16 protein-coding genes are annotated in these 21,463 nt (G+C 67.0%); 5 read left to right on the forward strand and 11 right to left on the reverse strand.

From position 1 onward, the window contains the following. Positions 1 to 167: 167 nt before the first annotated feature. A complete protein-coding gene (locus tag EX88_RS0121330; RefSeq protein ID WP_051885398.1) occupies positions 168 to 1,943 on the reverse strand; it encodes a peptide MFS transporter in 1,776 nt (591 codons plus the stop codon). A 565-nt stretch (positions 1,944 to 2,508) separates the two neighbouring features. Between EX88_RS0121330 and EX88_RS0121335 the strand changes: the two genes are divergently transcribed. The 3 genes from EX88_RS0121335 to EX88_RS0121345 all read left to right on the forward strand — a co-directional run bounded on the left by EX88_RS0121335 (position 2,509) and on the right by EX88_RS0121345 (position 8,477). Then, a complete protein-coding gene (locus tag EX88_RS0121335) occupies positions 2,509 to 4,449 on the forward strand; it encodes an OPT family oligopeptide transporter (protein ID WP_031374008.1) in 1,941 nt (646 codons plus the stop codon). A gap of 106 nt (positions 4,450 to 4,555) precedes the next feature. Then, positions 4,556 to 6,643 (forward strand): alpha/beta hydrolase family protein, encoded by a 2,088-nt coding sequence (locus EX88_RS0121340; protein ID WP_031374009.1) that lies wholly within the window; start codon positions 4,556 to 4,558, stop codon positions 6,641 to 6,643. A 574-nt stretch (positions 6,644 to 7,217) separates the two neighbouring features. Continuing rightward, positions 7,218 to 8,477, forward strand: coding sequence for a DUF819 domain-containing protein (locus EX88_RS0121345; RefSeq protein WP_031374010.1), 1,260 nt, complete (start codon positions 7,218 to 7,220; stop codon positions 8,475 to 8,477). 509 nt (positions 8,478 to 8,986) lie between these two features. Here EX88_RS0121345 and EX88_RS0121350 read toward each other — a convergent pair. The 10 genes from EX88_RS0121350 to EX88_RS0121400 all read right to left on the reverse strand — a co-directional run bounded on the left by EX88_RS0121350 (position 8,987) and on the right by EX88_RS0121400 (position 19,007). After that, on the reverse strand, positions 8,987 to 9,208 hold the full coding sequence (locus EX88_RS0121350) for a YbdD/YjiX family protein (RefSeq protein ID WP_031374011.1): 222 nt from the start codon (positions 9,206 to 9,208) through the stop codon (positions 8,987 to 8,989). Continuing rightward, complete coding sequence (locus EX88_RS0121355) at positions 9,208 to 11,280, reverse strand: carbon starvation CstA family protein (RefSeq protein ID WP_031374012.1); 2,073 nt, start codon at positions 11,278 to 11,280, stop codon at positions 9,208 to 9,210. The genes EX88_RS0121350 and EX88_RS0121355 overlap by 1 nt, the downstream gene beginning before the upstream one ends. Before the next feature lie 418 nt (positions 11,281 to 11,698). Continuing rightward, on the reverse strand, positions 11,699 to 12,691 hold the full coding sequence (gene corA / locus EX88_RS0121360) for a magnesium/cobalt transporter CorA (protein WP_031374013.1): 993 nt from the start codon (positions 12,689 to 12,691) through the stop codon (positions 11,699 to 11,701). Positions 12,692 to 12,731: 40 nt separating this feature from the next. Further along, positions 12,732 to 13,985, reverse strand: coding sequence for a DUF4105 domain-containing protein (locus EX88_RS0121365; protein WP_223621239.1), 1,254 nt, complete (start codon positions 13,983 to 13,985; stop codon positions 12,732 to 12,734). 275 nt (positions 13,986 to 14,260) lie between these two features. Then, a complete protein-coding gene (locus EX88_RS0121370) occupies positions 14,261 to 15,130 on the reverse strand; it encodes an HlyC/CorC family transporter (RefSeq protein ID WP_031374015.1) in 870 nt (289 codons plus the stop codon). Between the two features lie 219 nt (positions 15,131 to 15,349). Continuing rightward, a complete protein-coding gene (locus tag EX88_RS24870) occupies positions 15,350 to 15,883 on the reverse strand; it encodes a GspH/FimT family pseudopilin (RefSeq protein WP_161786160.1) in 534 nt (177 codons plus the stop codon). A 302-nt stretch (positions 15,884 to 16,185) separates the two neighbouring features. Beyond that, positions 16,186 to 16,668, reverse strand: coding sequence for an rRNA maturation RNase YbeY (ybeY, locus tag EX88_RS0121385; RefSeq protein WP_031374017.1), 483 nt, complete (start codon positions 16,666 to 16,668; stop codon positions 16,186 to 16,188). Between the two features lie 136 nt (positions 16,669 to 16,804). After that, positions 16,805 to 17,791: a PhoH family protein gene (locus tag EX88_RS0121390; protein ID WP_031374018.1), complete on the reverse strand. Its 987-nt coding sequence runs from the start codon at positions 17,789 to 17,791 to the stop codon at positions 16,805 to 16,807. 271 nt (positions 17,792 to 18,062) lie between these two features. Beyond that, positions 18,063 to 18,296, reverse strand: coding sequence for a hypothetical protein (locus tag EX88_RS0121395; protein WP_031374019.1), 234 nt, complete (start codon positions 18,294 to 18,296; stop codon positions 18,063 to 18,065). A 42-nt stretch (positions 18,297 to 18,338) separates the two neighbouring features. Further along, positions 18,339 to 19,007, reverse strand: a complete 669-nt coding sequence (locus EX88_RS0121400; RefSeq protein WP_161786161.1) for a phosphatase PAP2 family protein — start codon at positions 19,005 to 19,007, stop codon at positions 18,339 to 18,341. Positions 19,008 to 19,340: 333 nt separating this feature from the next. On the opposite strand from EX88_RS0121400, the gene EX88_RS0121405 reads away from it, so the two are divergent. Together EX88_RS0121405 and EX88_RS0121410 are read left to right on the forward strand one after the other, a co-directional pair. Beyond that, positions 19,341 to 20,357, forward strand: coding sequence for an NAD-dependent epimerase/dehydratase family protein (locus EX88_RS0121405; protein WP_031374021.1), 1,017 nt, complete (start codon positions 19,341 to 19,343; stop codon positions 20,355 to 20,357). Further along, positions 20,354 to 21,244 carry an MBL fold metallo-hydrolase gene (locus tag EX88_RS0121410; RefSeq protein ID WP_031374022.1) on the forward strand — a complete coding sequence of 297 codons (891 nt, stop codon included), beginning with the start codon at positions 20,354 to 20,356 and terminating at the stop codon, positions 21,242 to 21,244. Before EX88_RS0121405 ends, EX88_RS0121410 begins: the two co-directional genes overlap by 4 nt. The last annotated feature ends 219 nt before the right edge of the window (positions 21,245 to 21,463 follow it).

Genomic DNA, 21,463 nt, shown 5'->3' on the forward strand with positions numbered 1-21,463 from the left:
AAGTGAGGAGTGAGCAAGGGCCGTCGCCGCTGTCCTGCTCGCTTTTCGCGCCAGTCACCAGCAGGTAGTAACGAGTAAGCGTTGCAACTCGCTTCTCACTCCTCCCTTCTCACTCCTAAAACCTCACTCCTAAAACCTCACTCCTCGTTACCCAGCTCCTGCCCGCCTCACTTCACCCCGTGCATCCAGCGCCGCAACAGCGGCGACAGCAGCAGGAACAGCACGCCCGAGCCGATGCCGAGCCACATCAGCATCGAGAACAGTTCGGCGTAGTTGGCCGAAGCCGAGGCCATGTCGATCGCGCCGCCTTCCGGGATCTCGACCGAGGCGATCTTGGCGAACTGCGCGGCCAGCACTTCCGAGAACGCGGTGGCCAACCAGAACGCGCCCATCATCAGCCCGACCACGCGCGCCACCGAGAGCTGGGTCACTGCCGACAGGCCGATCGGCGACAGGCACATCTCGCCGACTTCGAGGATGAAATACGCGGCGACCAGATACCACACGCTGGCCATCTCGCCGCTGCCCGACACTTTCGCCGCGGCCATCAACGGTAGGAATGACAGGCCGGCGAAGATCAGACCGAGCGACATCGTCACCGGCTTGCTGGGGTTGCGCCCGCGCCGCGCCAGCCACGGCCACAGCCACGAGAACAGCGGCGCCAGCACCACGATGAAGAAGGCGCCGAGATAGGTCAGCGAGCCGGCGGTCTGCGGCACCAGCACCACGTCGTGTGCGGTCGCCAGCGCCAGGCCGAGCGCGAGCAGGCCGACCAGGAGCTTGGCCAGTCCGTCGCGGCCACGGTCGCTGGCCATCAGCGCCGCGACCATCAGCGGCGGGCTGAGCGCCATCGAGAACGCCGACCAGGGCAGGGTCGGTGCGTACCCGCCGACGGCGAGGCCGAACATGTCCTTGGTCATCAGGCGGTCGTTGAAGGTCACCCAGGAGCCGTAGGTCTGCTCGTACAGGGTGAAGAAGATCAGCACCGCGAAGATCAGCACCACCAGGGCCAGCATCTGTTGGCGCTCGACCGCGCTGCACTGGCGCGCGATGAAGCCGAAGAACCAGACCAGGAACACCAGCAGGGTCGCCAGCATGATCGCCAGCGCCGCGGTGAAGCTGAGGCTGCCGAGGCTCAGGGTGATCTTCGAGGCGACCTGGATCGTGCCCCACATCACCAGCACGCCCAGGGCGGTGCCGAGATAGATCCACACTTCGCGCGAGAACGGGCCGACGCGCTCGCGCAGGCGCGACGGGTCGCCGGGTTCGGCATGACCGCGCAGATAGCGCTGGCCCCACAGGAACATCAACAGCCCGGCGACCATGCCGACGCCGGCGGCGCCGAAGCCGTACTTCCAGCCATAGGTCTCGCCGAGGAAGGCGCAGATCAGGGCCGAGAACAGCGCGCCGACGTTGATGCCGGCATAGAACAGGGTAAAGCCGGAGTCTCGGCGCGGGTCGTTCTGCTCGTAGAGTTTGCCGACGATGGTCGAGATGTTCGGTTTGAGAAAGCCGACGCCGCTGATGATCAGCGCGAGCGACAAATAGAACACCTGCAACGCGGTCTCGTCGCGCACCGCCACGCCGTTCACCATCTTGGCGGCGTGGCCCTCGTAGGCCATGCCCAGGTGGCCGAGCACCAGCAACACGCCGCCGAGCACGACCGCCTTGCGCATGCCGAGGTAGCGGTCGGCGAGCAGGCCGCCGATCACCGGCACCGCGTACACCAGCCCGCCGTAGGCGCCGATCAGGTCGTAGCCGGCGTCGTCGCCGAACAGGTGGTACTTCAGCAGATACAGCAACAGCAGCGCCTTCATTCCGTAAAACGAGAAGCGCTCCCACATTTCGGTGAAAAAGCAGACGTACAGGCCCTTGGGATGGCCGAGGAAGTCGTCGTTGCGCGGTGCGACCGGCGCCGGGTTCGAAATACTGCTTGCGGGCACGAGCGGATTCCCTTCGGACCAGGAGCGGGCCGGGAGGCGGGAGTATAGGGCGGGGCAGGCGGTCGAGGCCCCAGGGCGGGGCGTGAAGGGGAGGCGGCGCGGGAAAGAGATTCGATGGGGCCGCTGCCCTCATCCAGCCCTGCGGGTCACCTTCTCCCGTGAACGGGAGAAGGGACAGCCTTCGATGCGGTCTGTTTCGAGTCCCTGCACTCGCCCACGTAACGGTTGCTCTCACGCTCCTGCTTGCGCTCCCTCTCCCGCTTGCGGCGACCGCAGGCAGTGCAAGGCTGAGAGGGCTGGGGTGAGGGCCGCTCGCTCCTGTTCGCGGCCACCAGCGAGTCCTTGTCCCGACCATCCAACCCCTTTCCCGCAGAAACCCGGGGAATTCCGCCCTCGCCGCCCTCGGTCGCGGCTTTTTGCCCAATCCCGCTTTTTGCCGCACTGCACTTTTACAGGGGCCGGCGGCGGATGCGATCATCGGCGGATTGCGTGGCGCCCGGTCCTTGCCGGCCGGCTCCGCACATACGCTGCCGCACTTGAACGATCACCCGCGATGGAGACGCCGATGGCCTCGTCCGCTACGCCCCAATTAACCTTCCGAGCCGTCCTGCTATCCGTCTTCCTGGCGGTGATCCTGGCAGCAGCCAATGCCTACCTGGGCCTGTTCGCCGGCCTGACCATCGCCACCGCGATCCCGGCCGCCGTCATCTCGATGGGCGTGCTGCGCCTGCTCGGCGGCGGCACGATCCTGGAGAACAACATCGTCCAGACCGGCGCCTCGGCCGGTTCCTCGATCGCCGCCGGCGTGATCTTCACGATCCCGGCGCTGGTGATCCTGGGTTACTGGCAGGACTTCCGTTATTCCTGGGTGCTGGCGATCGCCGGCCTCGGCGGCCTGCTCGGCGTGCTGTTCTCGGTGCCGCTGCGCCGCTCGATGATCGTCGAAGACCCGCTGCCGTTCCCGGAAGGCAAGGCCGCGGCCGAAGTGCTCAAGGCCGGCGAGAACCCGGGCCCGGGCCTGAAGATTCTCGCCCTGGCCGGCGGCATCGGCGCGCTGGTCAAGGTCGCCGCCGAGAGCGGCATGCGCCTGATCCCGGACAACGCCATCGTCTCCGGCTGGATGGGCAAGTACCTGGGCTTCATGGGCACCAACCTGTCGCCGGCGCTGCTCGGCGTGGGCTACATCGTCGGCCTCAACGTCGGCATCGTGGTGGTGTCCGGCAGCATCCTGTCGTGGCAGTTCGCGATTCCGATCTACCACATGTTCTTCCTCGGCTCCGACCCGGAACTGGCCGCGCGCATCGCCGACGGCAGCGCCGAGCAGATCGGCCGCGCCATCTGGTCGGCCAAGGTGCGTTACCTCGGCGTCGGCACCATGCTGATCGGCGGCGTCTGGACTTTGTTCTCGCTGCGCAAGTCGCTGATGTCGGGCGTCAAGAGCGGCCTGGCCGCGGCGCGCAAGGGCAGCGGCGGCGTGGTCGCCGAGACCGATCGCGACCTGCCGATGAAGTGGATGCTGATCGCCCTGGTCGCGTTCGTGATGCCGCTGTTGCTGTTGTACCAGGCCATCGTCGGCAACTGGTTCGTCAGCGTGCCGATGACCATCATCATGATCGTCGCCGGCTTTTTGTTCGTATCGGTATCGGCCTACCTGGCCGGCCTGATCGGCTCGTCCAACAACCCGGTGTCGGGCATCACCATCTCGACCATCCTGTTCGCTTCGGCGGTGCTGGTGCTGATGCTCGGCCGCGACTCGCCGATCGGCGCCGTCGCCGCGATCATGATCGGCGCGGTGGTGTGCTGCGCCGCGGCGGTCGGCGGCGACAACCTGCAGGACCTCAAGGCCGGCTACATCGTCGGCGCGACTCCGTGGAAACAGCAGTTGATGCTCGGCATCGGCACGTTCTCGTGCGCGCTGATCATGGCGCCGGTGCTGAACCTGCTCGCCGCCGCCTACGGTATCGGCGCGCCGACCGCGGAGCATCCCAACTCGCTCGCCGCGCCGCAGGCGACCTTGATGGCTTCGGTCGCCAAGGGCATGTTCGGCGGCGAACTGCCGTGGACGATGATCGGCATCGGTGCCGCCATCGGCGCGCTCATCATCGCCTTCGACGAATGGCTGAAGTCGCGCAAGGCGAAGTTCCGCGTGCCGGTGTTGGCCGCGGCGATCGGCATCTACCTGCCGCTGGAACTGATGGTGCCGATCTTCCTCGGCGGCCTGCTCTCGCACATCGTCGGCCGTCGCCGCGGCCTGACCGCGAACAGCGACGAAGCCGAGGTCGACCGCGTGCACCGTCCCGGCACCTTGTTCGCCGCCGGCCTGATCACCGGCGAAGCGCTGATGGGCATCGCCATCGCGTTCCCGATCGTGATCAGCAAGCGCGCCGACGTGCTGGCCCTGCCGGAACGCTTCCACTTCGGCGCCGGCATCGGCCTGCTGGTGCTGGCGGTGGTGGTGTGGCTGTTCTACCGCAGCAGCCGCAACGCGCCGGTGCCGCAAGCTTGATCCGATTCGACGGCCCGGCGCTCAGCCGGGCCGTTCGTCTTCAATCCCTCGCCGATCGCTGCGCATCCGCTCGATCGGCCGATCCGATAACGCAAGAGGTTTCGCCATGACGCCACGCCACGCACTCCTGCCGATGGCCCTGCTGCTGGCCTGCGCATCCGCGCCGGCTTTCTCGCTCACGCCGCCGCTGCCGCGCGGCCTGGAAGTCCGCGATCTGGCGACGATGGACCGCGTGTCCTCGCCGACCTTGTCGGCCGACGGCCGTCTGTTGGTGTTCGCCCAGCGCAGCGTCGACTTCGCCGCCAACAAGTCCTCGACCTCGTTGTGGATCGAAGACCTGTTCGCGCGCGATGCGGCGCCGCCGAAGCGGCTGACCCCGGAAGGCTGGAACGTCAACTCGCCGTCGTTTTCGCCGGACGGCAAGCTGGTGTATTTCCTCAGCGCCAAGAGCGGCAGCAACCAGCTGTATTCGATCGACTGGGCCGGCCGGGGCGCGCCCAAGCAGCTGACCGCGTTCGACGGCGACGTCGGCGGTTACCAGATCTCGCCCGACGGCAAGCGCGTGGCGTTCAACGCCGAAACCTATGCCGAGTGCGCGGCCGACCTGGCCTGCACCAAGAAGAAGCTCGACGCGGCCGAGAAGAACAAGGCCAGCGGCATGGTCTTCGACCGCATGTTCATCCGCCACTGGGACGCCTGGAACGATGGCCGCCTCAACCGTCTGTTCGTGACCGAGCTGCCGGCCGCCGGCAAGACCGTCGCCACCGCCAAGCTGGTCGGCGCCGACGTGATCGGCGACGTGCCCTCGCGTCCGTTCGGCGACAGCAGCGAATACACCTGGTCGCCCGACGGTCGGTCGCTGGTGTTCAGCGCGCGCAAGGCCGACGCCAAGGAACCGTGGTCGACCAATTTCGATCTTTACCTCGTCGCCGCCGACGGCAGCGGCGCGGCCAAGAACCTGACCGCGTCCAACCCCGCCTGGGACACGGGCGCGGTGTTCGCCGCCGACGGCAAGACGCTCTATTACCGTGCGATGAAGCGCCCGGGTTTCGAGGCCGACCGCTTCGGCCTGTTCGCGCTCGACCTGGCCAGCGGCAAGGCGCGCGAGATCGCGCCGGACTGGGACCGTTCGGCCGAGAACATCGTGCTGTCGGCCGACGGCAAGACGATCTATACCCTGGCCCAGGACGTCGGCCAGTTGCCCCTGTTCGGCGTCGACATCGCCAGCGGCAAGCCGACCCGTTTGATCGGCGACGGCAGCCTCGGCTCGCCGCAGCTGGCCGGCAAGACCTTCGCCTTCACCCGCAACAGCCTCAAGAGCGGTGACCAGATCTTCGTCGGCGGTCTCGACGGCGCACCCGAGCGCGCGATCACCCCAAGCGCCAGCCAACGCCTGCCGGGCGTGCGTTTCGGCGAGTACGAGCAGTTCGACTTCAAGGGCTGGAACGGCGACACCGTGCACGGCTATGTAGTCAAGCCGTGGAACTACCAGGAGGGCCAGAAGTATCCGGTCGCGTTCCTGATCCACGGCGGCCCGCAGGGCAGCTTCGGCGACGGTTGGAGCTATCGCTGGAACCCGCAGACCTATGCAGGCCAGGGCTATGCGGTGGTGATGATCGATTTCCATGGTTCCACCGGTTACGGCCAGGCCTTCACCGATGCGATCAGCGAGCATTGGGGCGACCGCCCGCTCGAAGACCTGCAGAAGGGTTGGGCGGCGGCGCAAAAGAAATACGGCTTCCTCAACGGCGACAAGGCTTGCGCGCTCGGCGCCTCGTACGGCGGCTTCATGGTCAACTGGATCGCCGGCAACTGGCAGCAGCCGTGGAAGTGCCTGGTCAGCCACGACGGCGTGTTCGACCAGCGCATGATGGGTTACGCGACCGAAGAGCTGTGGTTCACCGAGTGGGAGCAGGGCGGCACGCCGTACGACGTACCGAAGAACTACGAGAAGTTCAACCCGGTCAACCACGTCAAGGACTGGAAGGTGCCGATGCTGGTGATCCACGGCCAGCTCGACTACCGCATCCCGGTCGAGCAGGGCATCGGTGTGTTCACCGCGCTGCAGCGCCAGGGCATCGAGTCGAAGTTCCTGTACTTCCCGAACGAAAACCACTGGGTGCTCAAGCCGCAGAACAGCGTGCAGTGGCACGACACCGTCAACGGCTGGCTGAAGCAGCACATCGGCGAGTAAACGCCGCTCCGAATGTCTAGGCATCAGTGCCCCTTTGGGAAAAAGGGGCGGGGGGATTTGCTCCTCGCTCTCAGAGCGAAGCAAATCCCCCGCGCGCCGATTGCCGAATCGACATCGAACAACGTAACGCGCAGCCCCCTTTGTCAAAGGGGGCGACGTTATCGTCGCCTGCAACTCGGGGCTTGGCGATGATGTGGTCGCGGTCGTAGCAATGGCAGTGGTCGCAGCCCCGACAACGGCAACCGCAACAGCAACAGCAACAGCAACAGCAGCCCAGCAGCAACAGCAACTTTGCCTTAGCTGTTCCCCCCTTTGAAAAAGGGGAGGCAGGGGGGATTTGCCGTTCCGACACCCAAGGCGAATCCCGCCCCGCCGATTCGCCGCCCGGGCTTCTTTATCGCAGCGCTGCGTCGTTCTCCTGAATGGCGGTTCTTCCAGATGGGAGGTGACGACCGCGCTCCCTCTCTACGAGCAAGCCCGCTGCCATTCGGCACCGACGGCCCTTGCTCCAACCCCGCATCCGAAGTAAAAGCGAGGACGCTTTACCGCTCGCTCATCCCTGGGGAACACCGGCATGCCAGAAACCGCCCGCACGGCGCTCATCAGCAACGACATCGTCGTCCTCGGCCTGATTGCGGCGACGCTCGGGCTGGTGTTCTGGACGTCCTCGCGCGAGACCGGGCTGTGGAAGAAGTTCTACACCTACGTGCCGGCCCTGCTGCTGTGTTACTTCATTCCCGGGATCTACAACACCATCGGCCTGGTCGACGGCGCGAATACCAAGCTCTACAACCCGGTCGCCAGCCGCGTGCTGCTGCCGGCGGCGTTGGTGCTGCTGACCTTGACCATCGACCTCAAGGGCGTGTTGAAGCTCGGGCCGAAGTTGTTGGTGATGTACGCAGTCTCGTCGCTCAGCGTGATGATCGGCGCGATCGCGGCTTTCCTGCTGATGCGCGCGGTGCATCCGGAAACCGTGGCCGGCGATACCTGGGGCGGCATGGCCGCGCTGGCCGGCAGTTGGATCGGCGGCGGCGCCAACATGCTGGCGATGAAGGAGATCTTCCAGGTCGACGCGACCACCTTCGGCCAGTTCGCGGTGGTCGACGTCGGCGTCGGCTATGTCTGGATGGCGGTGCTGATCTTCCTGGCCAGCCGCGCCCAGGCCATCGATGCGCGCAGCGGCGCCGACACCCGCGGCATCGAGGAGCTCAAGCAGCGCATCGAACAGTTCCAGGCCCAGCACCAACGCGTCGCCAGCCTCAGCGACCTGGCGATGATCATCGGCATCGCCTTCGGCGTGGTCGGGCTCGCGCACGCCATCGCGACGCCGCTGTCGGGCTGGTTCGCGGCCAACGTGTCCTGGGCCAAGACGGTCAGCCTGCACGAGCCCTTCTTCTGGGTCGTGGCGATTTCCACCTTCGCCGGCCTGGCGCTGAGTTTCACCCGCGCGCGCACGCTGGAAGGCGCGGGCGCCTCGAAGATCGGCAGCCTGCTGCTGTATTTCCTGATCGCCTGCATCGGCCTGCAGATGGACATTCTGGCGCTGCTCGACCGGCCCTGGTTGTTCGCGCTGGGCCTGATCTGGATCTCGATCCACATCGTGCTGCTGTGGACGGTTGGGCGCCTGTTGCGCGTGCCGTTCTTCTATTTCGCGATCGGCTCGCAAAGCAACATCGGCGGCCCGGCCTCGGCACCGGTCGTCGCCTCGGCCTTCCATCCCTCGCTGGCACCGGTGGGCGCTCTGTTGGGCACCTTGGGCTACGCGACCGGCACCGGCCTGGCCTATATCGTCGGCATCACCCTGCGTTCGCTGGCGGGTGCGGCGCCGGCTTGAGGCGAGGGCCAGCCGCAACGCCGGCAACCGCCACCGTTGTCGTTGTCGTTGTCGTGAAGATTTTGCTGTGGCTGTGGCTGTGGCTGTGCGTCGCCGCGCACTAGCGAAGGCAATAGAAGACCCGGAGGGCGGCGCGCAGGGATGCGCGCCGTTTTTCATCGGGACAGGGACGTCCCGTATGAAAAAAAGAAAGTAACCCGCCGCTTTAGTGGCGGAAGCTTTTGGCGTTTGATCTTGATCTGGATCTTGCTTGAGCGATGCGCCGCAAGACCGCAGGGGCGTTGTCGCGGCTTGCGCCGCTCCTACCCCCGCGAAAGTGTGCCGCTTCGCTGAGCGGTGTCGGCGTTGTCGCCTTTGCGCGTCCCGTGGTCACGACTGATGACCGAAGGAAATCCAGTAGGACGTCGCTCCTGCAGGGGAAGGGCCCGCACCGAGTGGAAGACGCCGAGGCCGGAATACCCCAAAGAATAGACCGCCCGAAGGCGGCCTCTCGTTCTCGCGGAACCCGATCAACAACAACCGAAGCGACCGCCCCCGTAACGCGCCTGCTGGCGCTCGCGGAAGAAGGTCGCGTAGTCCGGGATCGGCCGCTCGGGATGCTTCTCCATCAGGTGACGGACGTAATTGTCGTAGTCAGGCACCCCGCAGCACAGCCGCGCGGTCTGCACCAAGCGATGCCAGGTGCGCTTGTAGAGCTGGTACTGGCTGGCGGGAACGAGCGCGGTGCCCATCACACGTTCGCCATTTCGTGCGGCTTCAAGGCCACGTACGGGGATTCGCGGTCGCTGCGCTCTGGGTTCGCGCGCGCCTTGGCGATCGCGCGCAGCGAGTACACCAGCACGCTGAACACCACGAACAGGAACAAGCCGGTCAACACCGTGTTGACGTAGCTGTTGAGCATGATCTGCTGCATCTGCTCGATGCTCTTCGCCGGGGCGACCACTTCGCCCTTGGCGATCGCGGCCTGGTATTTGTGCGCCTGGGCGAGGAAACCGACCGCGGGGTTGTCGTCGAAGATCTTGATCAGGCCGGCCGCACTGGTGCAGATCAGCAGCCAGATCGTCGGCACGATGGTCACCCAGGCATAGCGGTCGCGCTTCATCTTGAACAAGGCCACCGTGCACAGCATCAGCGCGATGCCGGCGAGCATCTGGTTGGCGATGCCGAACAGCGGCCACAAGGTGTTGATGCCGCCGAGCGGATCGACCACGCCTTGGTAGAGGAAGTAGCCCCACAAGGCGACGCAGCCGCCGGTGGCGAGCAGGTTCGGGCCCCAGGCCTCGGTGCGGCGCAGCGCCGGCACGAAGCTGCCGAGCAGGTCCTGCAGCATGAACCGTCCGGCACGGGTGCCGGCATCGACCGCGGTAAGGATGAACAAGGCCTCGAACAGGATCGCGAAGTGATACCAGAACGCCATCGTGTTCTCGCCCGGCAACACGTTGTGGAGGATCTGGGCGATGCCTACCGCGAGCGTCGGCGCGCCGCCGGCACGGGCGAGGATGGTGTTTTCGCCGATGTCCTTGGCCGTGGTCTGCAACATCTCCGGGGTGACCGAGAAACCCCAGCTCGAGATCGTCGCCGACACCGCGTGCACGTCGCTGCCGACCAGGGCCGCGGGGCTGTTCATGGCGAAGTACACGCCCGGTTCGATCACCGAAGCCGCGACCAGGGCCATGATCGCGACGAAGGATTCCATCAGCATGCCGCCGTAGCCGATGTAGCGCATATGCGATTCATTGGCGAGCAGCTTGGGCGTGGTGCCCGAGGAGATCAGCGCATGGAAGCCCGATACCGCGCCGCAGGCGATGGTGATGAACAGGAACGGGAACAGGCCGCCTTTCCAGACCGGGCCGGTGCCGTCGGTGAACTGGGTCAGCGCCGGCATGCGCAGGTCGGGCATCACGATGACGATGCCGATCGCCAGCGCGATGATGGTGCCGATCTTGAGGAAGGTGGACAGGTAGTCGCGCGGCGCCAGCACCAGCCACACCGGCAGCACCGCAGCAACGAAGCCGTAGCCGATCAGCATCCAGGTGATCTGGGTGCCGGTGAAGGTGAAGGCCGGGCCCCACACCGGATCGGCGGCGACCTTGCCGCCGTACCAGATCGCCGCGAGCAGCAGGATCAGGCCGACCACCGAGATTTCGCCGATCTTGCCCGGACGGATGTAGCGCATGTACACGCCCATCATCACCGCGATGGGCAGGGTCGCCATGACCGTGAACATGCCCCAGGGGCTTTCCGCGAGCGCCTTGACCACGATCATCGCCAGCACCGCGAGGATGATGATCATGATCAGGAAGGCGCCGAACAGGGCGATGGTGCCGGGGATGCGGCCCATCTCCTCGCGCACCAGGTCGCCGAGCGAGCGGCCGTTGCGGCGGCTGGACACGAACAGGACCATGAAGTCCTGCACCGCGCCGGCCAGCACGACGCCGACGATCAGCCACAGCAATCCGGGCAGGTAGCCCATCTGCGCGGCGAGTACCGGGCCGACCAGCGGACCGGCGCCGGCGATGGCGGCGAAATGGTGGCCGAACAACACGTGCTTGTTGGTCGGGACGTAGTCGAGGCCGTCGTTGTTGATGATCGCGGGCGTGGCCCGGGTCGGGTCGAGCCGCATCACCTTCTCGGCGATGAACAGGGAGTAGTAGCGGTAGGCGACCAGATAGATCGATACCGCCGCGACCACGATCCACAACGCATTGATGTGTTCGCCGCGCCGCAGCGCGATGGTGCCGAGGCAGAACGCCCCGAGGACTGCGAGGGCCGCCCAGCCCAGTTTGCCGAGACCACCTTTCATGACGACCCTCCCAGATTGAACTCAGGCAGCGTCGCCCCTGGGTCGGCGCGGGTCAATGCGCAGTGCCGCAATAGCGGCTGATACTTTGGTCTTAGGGCCGCGGTTCGGGCGACTGGGAATGCGGATTCTGGCGCTTGGGGAAGTGGCTGCGCGGCGAGTGATCTCGGTGCGGTGGTGGTGCGGTAGAGCAAATCCCCCGGCGCCGCCGGTCCGGTCGGACCTCCGAGCGCCGCAGGCGCCGGCCCCCTTTGTCAAAGGGGGCGAGTTGTCGATGGCCGACGCGGTGATCTGGTCAAGGCAGCATCGACTTTGTCGGTGTCGGTGTCGGCGCCATTGTCGCTGCTTAGTCGATGCTGCTGCCGCCTTTGCTGTTCCCCCCTTTGGAAAGGGGGGCAGGGGGGATTTGCTCTTGACGCCCCTACAACCACTTCGCGCGTTTGAAGCCGATATACAGCACCAGGCAGATCGCGATCACCGAGCCGATCAATACCGCGTAGCTCCATTGCCCCGGCAGCTCGGGCATGTGCACGAAGTTCATGCCGTACCAGCTCGCGATCAGGGTCGGGGCGGCGAGCAGGGCGGCCCAGGCGCCGAGGCGCTTGACCACTTCGCCCTGGCGCACGGTCACCAGCGACAGGTTGACGCTGACCGCGGCGGTCAGCATTTCGCGCAAGGTGTCGGTGGTTTCGTTGATGCGCACGGCGTGGTCGAGCACGTCGCGGAAGTACAACTGGATCTCTTCGTCGACCAGGCCGCCGCGCGAACGCGCGAGCTGGCCGAGGATGTCCTGCAAGGGCGACACTGCCATGCGCAGGCGGGTCAGTTCGCGCTTGAGGTCGTACAGCTCCTGCACGGTTTCCTTGCGGAAATCCTCGGCGAAGATGTCCTTCTCGAGCTCGTTGAGCTCCTGGGTGAAGCCTTCGACGATCGGCATGAAGTTGTCGACGACGCTGTCGAACACCGCGTACAGCGCCGCACCGGGGCCGTGTTCCAGCAAGTCGGGCTCGCGTTCGATGCGGGCGCGCGCGCTCTTATAGCTGATCGAAGCGCCGTGGCGCACGGTCACCAGATAACGCGGGCCGACGAACATGTGCGTCTCGCCGAAGCGGATGCGGTTGTCGATCTTCTGCGCGGTGTGAATGGCGATGAACAGCGAGTTGCCGTAGGACTCGATCTTCGGCCGCTGATGGGCGTTGTGCGCGTCCTCGACGGCGAGGTCGTGCAGGCAGAACTCTTCCTGCAGTTTGTCGAGGATGCCTTCGTCGGGCTCGTACAGGCCGACCCAGACGAAGCTGCCGTCGTCGACGGCCAGCACGTCGCTGATGGCGTCCAGGCCGATGTCGCGGCGGGTGCCGTCGCGGCTGTAGGTCGCGCAGTTGATGACGCATTGGGGCAGGGTGGGATCGCTCATGGCCCGAATCCTGCCCGCGCAAGACGGCTGCGGCAAGCCGTCATGCCAGGCGCAATCGGGCGGCTTTACGGAACCCGGCCCACAGCCCGACCTGGATCGGCAGCCACAGCGCGATCCAGTGGGCGTTGCGTTGCGGATACACCGGCAGCCAGTACAGGAACAAGGCCGCCAGCGCGCACAACGCGACCAGGCCGGTCAGCCAGACGAACACCGGGCCGGTCTCGCGGCCGCGCAGCGCGCGCCAGCCGCCGAACCACAGCAGCAGGCAGAGCGGGTTGAACAGCAACAGGTTGCGGTTGGCCCAGATGTAGTTGTGGCCGGTGTCGACCCAGGCGTACAGCAGGACCGCGCCGACCAGGCCGAGCACCGCCCACAGCGGCAACGCCGCGACCGCGAGTACGCGCGGGCTGCGCTCGCCGATCCAGGCCAGCGCCGCGGCGATCGCCAGGCCGGCCAGGGCCCAGGGCCACCACGGCAGCGGCTGGTCCTTGGGCTCGGGCGAGATTTTGTGCGGCAGCAGCGGCCGTTCTTCCTGGACCAGGGGCTGGCCTTGCAGGTTCTTGACCTCGCGCAGCGCAGCCGCGAGCCGGCTCGGAACGTACGACTCGGCCCACACCGGCACCGGTTTGTCGGTTTCCGGGCCCATCATCACGTCGAGCACCAGCCACATCCACGGTTCCGGCGCCGACAAGCGCAGCGCTTCGCTGCGGAAGCTGCTGCCGTGCGAGCGGCCTTCGGTCTGGCGGCGCAGTTCGCCGCCGAGCACTTTGTCGATGGCGTCGCGCACGCGCGTGGCGCAGTTGTCGTCGAAGTACTGATAACGGTAGTAGGCGTTCTCGGGCAAGGCGTTGACGCGCAGCGCCTCGGCCAGCTCGCGCGCCTGCTTCGGGGTGAGGTTCAGCCACTGCACCGACACGCCGCGGCCTTCCTGTGCGTACTGCGCCATGTCGTCGTCGAACGGCAGGGCCAACAGGCGATAGCGCATGTCGTTGCGGATGAAGCGTGGGACGAAGTCCGATTCGGTCGGATCGAAGTAGCCGAAGTTGTACGAGATCGCCCGGCCGCTGGCGGGGTCGAGGACGACCAACGCGTCATGGCCGAAACGCGACCAGAACTCTTCGCCGGGCTGCATCGTGACCATGCCGACACGCGGCGTGGCGGTGGTCGTTGCGGTGGTGTCGGCGGGCTGCGGCGCGGCCGCCAGCGTGCCGGTCGGTGCGGCGAAGGCGATGCTGTGGAGCAGGAGCAGGCTGGCGAGGGCGAACGACCGGACGAATCGGAAAGTGGAGGTCACAGGCGACAGGGTCCGGCGAGGCGAATAGCGGCCATTGTAAACAGCCACGGCGACAGGGTTCGCCCGGAGCTCTAACCGATGAGCCGCTCCGCAGTCAGGTCGGCGGCTGCGGATCGGTGCCAGGCTCCGCATGGCTGCAACGCCCCCGGCCGGCCATTCCGCCTGGTGTGGTGCGGGGGACGTAGTGGCTCAAGGGGCCATGGCGGCCCGGACAGGCCGCCTCTTCGCGGGCCACGTTTCGGGGCGCACGAGCTTGCCGTGCGCCGCCCAGGCGGTCACAGGCTGCCGAGCACGCCGACGTGGAAGGCATGCACGCGCCGCGCATCGGCGCTGGCCACGCGGAACACGAAACGGTCGAGGGTGAGTTCTTCGCCGGCCTCGGGCAGGTGCCCGATCGCCGCGGTGACCAGGCCGCCGATGGTGTCGTACTCGTCGTCGTCGAAATCGGCGCCGAAGCGTTCGTTGAAATCGTCGATCGGGGTCAGCGCGTCGACCACGTACTGGCCGTCGGCCTGGGCCGCGATCAGCGCGTTCGGGTCTTCGGCATCGTCGTGCTCGTCGTCGATCTCGCCGACGATCTGCTCCAGCACGTCCTCGATGGTCAACAGGCCGGCGACGCCGCCGTGTTCGTCGATCACGATGGCCATGTGGTTGCGCGATTGGCGGAACTCGCGCAACAGCACGTCCAGGCGTTTGGATTCGGGAATCAACACCGCCGGACGCAGCAACTCGTGGATCGTGCCGGGGCCGTTGTCGGCGACCACGCCGCGCAACAGGTCTTTCGCCAGCAGGATGCCGAGGATCTCGTCTTTGTCTTCGCCGTGCACGGGAAAGCGCGAGTGGCCGGACTCGACCACCATCTTCATCAGGTCGAGGAATTTCGCCTCGGCCGGCAGCGCGATCATCTGCGAGCGCGGGATCATCACGTCGCCGACGGTGAGGTCGGAGACCGCGATGGCGCCTTCCATCATGTGCAGGGTGTCGGCGGCGATCAGACCGTCGGATTGCGCATCGCGCAGCAACTCGACCAGATCTTCGCGGGAGCTGGGTTCGCCCGACAGCGCGGAACTGATGCGGTCGAGCCAGGAACGCCGTTTCTCGGGGATTTCCGGCGCGTGGGTGCTACTACTGTCGTCCTCGGACATTCGACTCTTGAACTGTGGCCCTCGGGGGGAGGGCTGTGCCGCAAGTCTAACCCGGAAGGTCGGCATGGGGCGGTCAAGGCGCCGTTCGGCCCCTGGTAGCGGGCTGCCGGTCGCGCTTTGTAGCAATCCTGCAACAGGGGCGGCGACCGCCGCGAATGCGCGCGAGATGGCCGCCGTTCGGCGCCGAAGCGGGCTTTGCGCGGGCTCCGGCGTGGCCGCTCAGCCATCCCGGCAACTGCGTACCTGGGCGGTGGACGCCTGCCCCAGGTGGAAGCGGCCGGCATTGGACAGCACGACCGTTCCGGCCGGATCGGCCTGCGCCGAGCACAGGGTGAAGGTCAGGTTGGTGCCGGCGATGTCGCCGTCGGGTTGGAACACGATGCGCGTGCGGCCCAAGGTGCTGTGCAGGCGGAGGTCGCCGCCGAGCGCCGGCCGGCGTTGGATCAAGGTGTCGCGGGCGGTGAATTTGCGGTCGCCGTCGACATCGGCGAACACCAGCCAGCCGCGGCTCCAATCCGGGCGCCCGCTGCAACCGCCCTGGGCCGGTGCGGGGCACATCACGGTCGCGCTGCCGGCCGCCACCGCGAGGCGATTGGCGACCAGGAAACTGTCGACCAGGGCCATGCGGGTGTGGCCGATGCGCACTCGCGCGACCGCGTTGAGCAAGGCCGGCATCGCCACGCCGATCAACAAGAACACGATGGCCAAGGCGGCCACCACTTCCAGCAACGAGATTCCTTTCATCCGACGCATACCAGGCTCCTTCCTGCGATGTGGGCAGTCTGGGCCGAGGCGCGAGGACGGTGCATAGGAAATGCGCCCGCGCCGGAGTGGGGATTCGTCGGTGAGGAAGCTAGGACGCCATCGGGCCCGGCAGGCCCGCATCAGGGCGAATCAGTCGATACCGAACGGGCTTCCCGGCGTTTGCCTGCAGCGATGCAGTGCCGCCGGCACGGTGTCGGAATCGGCCGACAGCGCCCTGGGGATTATGCCGACACTGGCGGAACCTCAGTCCGAACTCGCACCGTCGCGTCCGCGCCGTGCAGTTCGCAGCGTCAGTCTTCGATGTACGGGTCGGCGATGCCGAGGCTGGCGAGGATCTCGCGTTCGAGTTGTTCCATGCACTCGGCTTCGCGTTCGTCCTCGTGGTCCCAACCCAGCAGGTGCAAGGTGCCGTGCACGGTCAAGTGGGCGTAGTGATCGTTGAGCGCTTTCTTCTGTTCGCGGGCCTCGCGTGCGACGACCGGCGCGCAGATCACCAGGTCGCCGAGCAGCGGCAGGCGCACGCCTTCGGGCAGGCCCTCGGGCATGTCGGCCGGGAAACTCAGCACGTTGGTGGCGTAGTCGCGGCCGCGGTAATGGCGGTTGAGCGAGCGGCCTTCCTTGTTGTCGACCACCCGGATCGCCAGGTCGGCCTCGCGGATGCGGCCTTCCAGCGCCGCGGCGACCCATTTACGGAAGCTGTTCGCCGCCGGCAGGCCCTTGCGCGGCACGCCGTAGTTGATCGAGACATCGAGACGGATCGGACCTTTGGTCATTGCGGCGGTTCACTGTTCGGCGGTTCGTGGTTTGCAGCCTGCGCTTCGCGGTGGCTGGTCGATAGCGCAGGCCGAAGCGCGGTCCTGCGATAGCGCGATCCTCCGATCGCGTGGGCGCGGCCGGGGCCGCGCCGGGTCAAACGCCCGGCCCGGTCTCCACGTCCTTGGCGTCGCGCGCGTCGTAGGCGCTGACGATGCGCGCGACGAGCGGGTGACGGACCACGTCCTTGGCCTCGAAGAAGGTGAAGCTGATGCCGTTGACGTTGCGCAACACGTCGAGCGCGTCGCGCAGGCCCGACTTCTGGTGCTTGGGCAGATCGATCTGGGTCAGGTCGCCGGTGACCACCGCGGTGCTGCCGTAGCCGATGCGGGTCAGGAACATCTTCATCTGTTCGATGGTGGTGTTCTGGGCTTCGTCGAGGATCACATAGGCATCGTTGAGCGTGCGGCCACGCATATACGCCAAGGGCGCGATCTCGATCACGTTGCGTTCGAGCAGCTTGACCACTTTCTCCACGCCGAGCATTTCGTACAGCGCGTCGTACAGCGGGCGCAGATAGGGGTCGACCTTCTGGGTGAGATCGCCGGGCAGGAAGCCGAGCTTCTCGCCGGCCTCGACCGCCGGCCGCACCAGGATCAGACGCTGCACGCGCGTCTCGTTGAGCGCTTCGACCGCGCTGGCGACGGCGAGGAAGGTCTTGCCGGTGCCGGCCGGGCCGATGCCGAAGTTGATGTCGTGAGTGGCGATCGCGTGCAGGTATTTGGCCTGGTTGGCGCCGCGGCCGCGGATGGTGCCGCGCTTGACCCGGATCGCGACTTCCTGCGGTTCGATGTCGTCGGCCACGACCTGGTCGGCGCCGGTTTCGGTCAGGGCCAGGTGAATTGCGGCTTCGTCGAGGGTTTCCGCGGCGGAGTCCTTCCACAGATTGCGCAACAAGCGTTCGGTCTGGCCGACCGCCGCGGCCGGGCCGTCGATGCGGAACACGTTGCCGCGGTTGGCGATCTCGACGCCCAGGCGCAGTTCGATCATGCGCAGATGGCCGTTGAAAGGCCCGCTCAGATTCGCCAGGCGTTCGCTGTCGACGGGGTCGAGGGTGAATTCGGAAACGGTGCGTGCGGACATAGAGGAAGCGTAAGAAGTTCGCGTGATGATGACGCGTCGAGGCCTTACAGCTTGCGCCTGTCGGAACGTTTTCGCAAAGCCGCGGGGTGGCTCGAGGGCGGCCCGGATGAACGCCGCCGCTGCTGCACCGGCCTTGCGTGGCCGGCAGTGCGAGTGGCGAGATTCATGGGCGGCAGCCTCGCTTGGGGGCGTTGCTGTGGGCTCGGCGTGCGGGCGCAGCGATGCTCGCTCGGCCGTGCCGAATCAGCCGGCCCGGATCAGCCGGTCCGGTTCAGTCACGCGGCAGGCTGCCTTCGCGCCAGGCCCGCCATACGCGCAGCGCGCCCATCAGGGTCAGCAGGATCGAGCCGATCAACCACAGCAGGGTGATCGCGTCGGCGTCGAACACGCCGCTGCGGTAAGCGCGCATCAGCGAGCGCACCAGGCCGAGCACTCCGAGGCCGAGGAACCAGAAGCCGACCGCGCCGCGCGAGATCAAGCTGGGCTTGGGTTGGGGGTCGGGCATGTCGTGTCCTCGTGAATGCGAAAAGATGCAGCGGCCGCAGGTTTACTGCGGCTGCAACAGCGGGGCCGCGCCAGGACGCCACAAGGGTACGCCGGCCAGCAAGAGACCGATGGTCGCGGTGACGAGGCCGCCGGCGATGTCCCAGGCGTAATGCTGGCCGGTGCTGATCACGCTCGGTGCGAGCGCGATCAGCGTCAGCCAGATCCACGGTCGTGCCCGCGGGTATTGCAGGCCCGCGCCGACCGCGACCACGGCCGGGATGGTGATGTGCCCGGACGGGAAGCAGTTGTTGACGTCGTCGAGCGCATACAGGCAGTGCCAGGCGAATGCGGTGAACGGGTCCATCTCTTCGGGCAGGCCCGAGCGCAGCATCCGCGTCGGCCAGGCCAGCCAGATCGCGGCGTTGAGCGACATCGCGATGGCGTACGCGCGCAGGGTAGCGAGCAGCAGGCTGCGCTCGCGGATCGACAGCAACAGCGCCGGGCCGGTGAACAGCAGCAGCCAGTACGGCCAGATCGTCCAGGCCTGCCAGCCGATCCACTCGTCGATGAAGGTCAGCGGCAACAGCCGCGGCTCGCGCAGCGGATAGGTGTTGATGGCGAGGTAGAACACGGTGGCGATGGTCATGGTCGCCAGGACCATGGCGATGCGTCGCGGCAAGGGCACCTCGGTCGAGGTCGCGGCGGTCGTGTCGATGGAGGCGGCAGTCATGCGGACGGGGTCATCGGTGTGGAGGCTCGCGCTGAAGTCATCGTTGCGCTCGCGGCGGATGGGCATGGGCGGAGATCCGTCCATGTGGCTGCGGTGTGCAGGATCGTCGATACCGGGCCTGGATGGCCAGTAGCTAGGCTAGGGCCGTGTCGTCGCAGGTGTCGCCGGCTCGGCAGGGCCGGTCGGTTCTATCGGAGAACCGGGCCCAGGGGCCATACTGAGGTGGATTCGTAGCCACGATACGACCGAATGCCATGACGACGACGCTATGACGACGAAGCTCGGCGCAGCCCGATCGCAGCGCTCGTGGACAGTTCGCATGGGCAGGGACGCATGACGACGCAACGCATCGTGGTCACTGGCGCGACCGGTTTCGTCGGCGGCGCGCTCGCCCGCCATCTGGTCGCGACGCGCCCCTGGACCCAGGTCGTCGGCCTCGGTCGCGACCCCGCGCGCGGCCGCGCGCTGCAGGCGCAGGGCATCGAGTTCGTCGCCATCGACCTGACCGACGAGGCCGCGGTGCATCGCGCCTTGCGCGGCGCCGACATCGTCGTGCACTCGGCGGCCTTGTCGAGCCCGTGGGGACGGCGCGCCGATTTCGTCGCCGCCAACATCGACGCCACCGATCACGTCGTCGCCGCCTGCATCGCGCGCCAGGTGCGGCGGCTCGTGCATATCTCCACGCCCGGCATCTATCACGATGGCCGCCCGCATCTGGACATCCGCGAAGACCATCCCTTGCCGGCGCAGGCGGTCAACGACTACGTCGCGACCAAGCTGATCGCCGAGCGGCGGGTGTTCGAGCGCTGCGCGGCCGGCGGCGTGTCCGCGCTGGCCTTGCGGCCGCGGGCGATTTTCGGCCCTGGCGACACTGCGATCCTGCCGCGCTTGGCGCAGGCGCTGCGCAGCGGCCGACTGCGCCGGATCGGCCATGAGGACTGCCGGGTGGATCTGACGTACATCGACAACGTCGTCGACGCGATCGTGTCGGCGATCGATGCCTCCTGGCGATTGAACGGCCGCGTCTACAACATCAGCAACGGCGAACCGGTCGCGATCTGGGGCGTCATCGACCGGCTCGCCGACGCTTTGTCGTTGCCGCGGCCCAGACGGCGCATGTCCAAGTCGTTGGCGCTTGCCGTGGCAAGCGGCGTGGAAGCCTGGTATCGCCGCTTCAGTCCCGATCGCGAGCCGCCGCTGCTGCGTTACGGCATCGAATTGCTCAGTGTCGACATGACCCTCGACATCGGCCGCGCCCGCAGCGAGCTGGGCTATCGGCCGCGCGTGAGGATGGAAGACGCGCTGGCGAAAACCCTCGGCGAACTCGCGCGAGCGCAGGTGCGACGGTGAGCGGCGAGGTCACGCTGACGCTCGGCGTGTCCGGGCACAGCTGCGCCGACCCGCGTCATCTCGGTTTCGACGCCGGTGCGGCGATGAGCTTCCCGGCCGGCTGGGCCTTGATCGAGCACCCGCTGCAGGGCACGATCCTGTTCGACTGCGGCTACGGCCCGCAGGCGCGCCTGGCGATGCGGCGCGGCCTGCGTTGGCTTTATCGCCGCGTCATTCACGCCTGCTCGGCGCCGCATACCGACGCGGCGGCCTTGCTGCAGCGGCGTGGGCTGGCTCGCGATGAAGTGCGCATGGTCGTGCTGAGTCATTTCCATCCCGATCACATCGGCGGGCTCGGCCAGTTCCCGCAGGCGCGTTTCGTCGCTCATGCCGATGCCTGGCGGCAAGTCGAGGACTCGGGCTGGTTCGGCCTGCTGCATGCGCAGATCTGGAAGGAACTGCTGCCGGCGGATTTCGTCGCCCGCCTGCAGTTGCTCGACGAACGCGGCCGGCGCGGGCTCGACGGCGACTTGGCGACGCTCGGCGGAGAAGGCTGGGATCTGTTCGGCGACGGCAGCCTGTTCGCGTTGCCCTTGCCGGGGCATGCGCGCGGCCAGATCGGCTTGGCGCTGCGTACCCATGACGGCGAGCGGGCGATCCTCGCTGCCGATGCGTTCTGGCGCCGTGAGCAACTCGATCTTGGTCGGGACTTGCCGTGGCTGACGCGGCTGCTGGCGATGGACGATGCGAGCGCCTACCGCGACACCTTGCGGCGGCTGACGCGCTTCCGCGATACCCATCCGGGGGCCTGGTTGATCCCGGCGCATTGCGCGCAGACGCTGGCGGAGTGGCGGCGGCGTCATCCGTCGGCGGTGTTGGAGGTGGAGGTGGACGAGCGGGGCGGTTGAGACTCGCCTCTTGTGGGTCGCCCTGCGGGGCTAAAGTTGCATCCCGAGTTCGGAACTGCGCCAAGCTCGCCGTTGCCGTTGCCGTTGCCGTTGCCGTTGCCGTGGTCGTGGTCGTGGTCGTGGTCGTGGCCGTGGCTGTTGCTGTTGCTGTGCGCCGCTTCGCACTAGCGAAGGCAATCGAAGACCCGAAGGGCGGCCTGCATGGATGCAGGCCGTTTT

The organism is Lysobacter antibioticus (assembly GCF_000731095.1).
In the GTDB taxonomy this organism is placed as follows: domain Bacteria; phylum Pseudomonadota; class Gammaproteobacteria; order Xanthomonadales; family Xanthomonadaceae; genus Lysobacter; species Lysobacter antibioticus_B.